Consider the following 1543-nt stretch of genomic DNA (forward strand, 5'->3'; position numbering starts at 1 on the left):
CTCAGACGCTATGGGGGTAGGCGGTGCCTGGGTCTTGTGACCGGGGCCCCGCTTATGCAGAGTACGTGGATCGCCCTGACCGGTGTGGGTCGGGGTGCCGACATGCATAGGAGGCCCCGGTGTTCACCGAGCGTACAAGTCTGGGACTGGATGTCCATGCCCGCAGCGTGAAGGCCTGCGCGATCGACTCCCTGACCGGGGAGATCATGCATCACACCCTGGCCGCTGACACGGTCGTGGTGGGCGAGTTCGTCGAGGCTCTGGCCCGCGAGCACGGCCCGGTCCAGGTGACCTATGAGGCCGGACCGACCGGTTACGAGCTCGCCCGGACCCTGATCGAGGCCGGCCATCGGGTCCAGGTCGCAGCACCCTCGAAGCTGTTGCGGCCTTCCGGGGAGAGGGTCAAGACCGACAAGAGCGACGCCTGGCTGCTGGCCCGGCTGGCCCGCAACGACGACATCACCGAGGTCACGGTCCCCGACCGGTCCCGCGAGGTGGCACGGGACCTGGTGCGGGCCCGGGACGACGTGCGCCGGGACCTGATGAGCGCCCGTCACCGGCTGGGGAAGTTCCTGTTGCGCCACGGCCACATCTACACCGGTGGTGAGGCATGGACCGGGAAGCACGAGGCCTGGATGCAGCAGATGGCCCGCCAGGACAGCGCCGTGTTCGGTGAGCTCTCCCGCAGCGTGTTCGACGACTACTCCGACGCGGTTGCCCACGCCCTGGCCCGCCGGGACCGGTTGGACGCGAAGATCCTGGCCCTGGCCGCCGACTCCGCGTGGACCACGACCACCCGGCGCCTGGCCTGCCTGCGCGGGATCTCGACCCTGACCGCGTTCTCCCTGGCGGTGGAGATCGGCGACTGGGACCGCTTCACGGGTCGCAACATCGCCTCCTACCTCGGGCTGGTGCCCTCGGAGCACTCCTCCGGGCAGACCCGTTCCCAGGGCCGGATCACCAAGACCGGCAACGCTCACGCCCGCCGGCTGCTGATCGAGGCCGCCTGGCACCACAAGCCCCAGTACCGGCCGGGCAAGACGATGCGGGACCGGTGGGCCCTGGCACCGGCAGCCGTGGCCGAACGCGCGGACGCGGGCAACCGGCGGCTGCATCACCGCTGGCAGGTGCTCAGCGAGCACAAGAAGCGTCACACGGTCGCGAACACCGCGATCGCTCGAGAGCTGGCCGGCTGGTGCTGGTCGCTGGCGACCATGGAGGCCTGACCCACAGACCCGTTCACGGACCCGGTCACGGGGAATCTCCTGCGTGCCGCGCGCCGAGGAGACCAGCGAGTGGGCTGTGAGCAGTCACGAGATCCTCGTGGCCACGCTCGACCTCAGACCAGCATCGCTCCTCGCGCCGAAACCAGCGTCATGCGGTCACCAACCCGCGGATATCAGACTGACCACGCGTCGAGACAACACGCCCGCAGAGACCACCCCCACCCCACCGTGAACGACGAAGCGGGGCACTCACCGATCAATGAGTGCCCCGCTTCACCCTGCCCTCTTGACAAGCAGGAACCCCATATCAGCCCAGC

General features: G+C 69.1%; 1 protein-coding gene. It reads left to right on the forward strand.

The window, feature by feature from the left end; genetic code table 11:
• The first annotated feature begins 119 nt into the window (after positions 1-119).
• A complete protein-coding gene (locus ACPYN7_RS17940) occupies positions 120-1226 on the forward strand; it encodes an IS110 family transposase (protein ID WP_424348548.1) in 1107 nt (368 codons plus the stop codon).
• Positions 1227-1543: the final 317 nt, after the last annotated feature.

Source organism: Kocuria sp. CH-021, from assembly GCF_049716185.1.
GTDB classification, from domain to species: Bacteria; Actinomycetota; Actinomycetes; order Actinomycetales; family Micrococcaceae; genus Kocuria; species Kocuria cellulosilytica.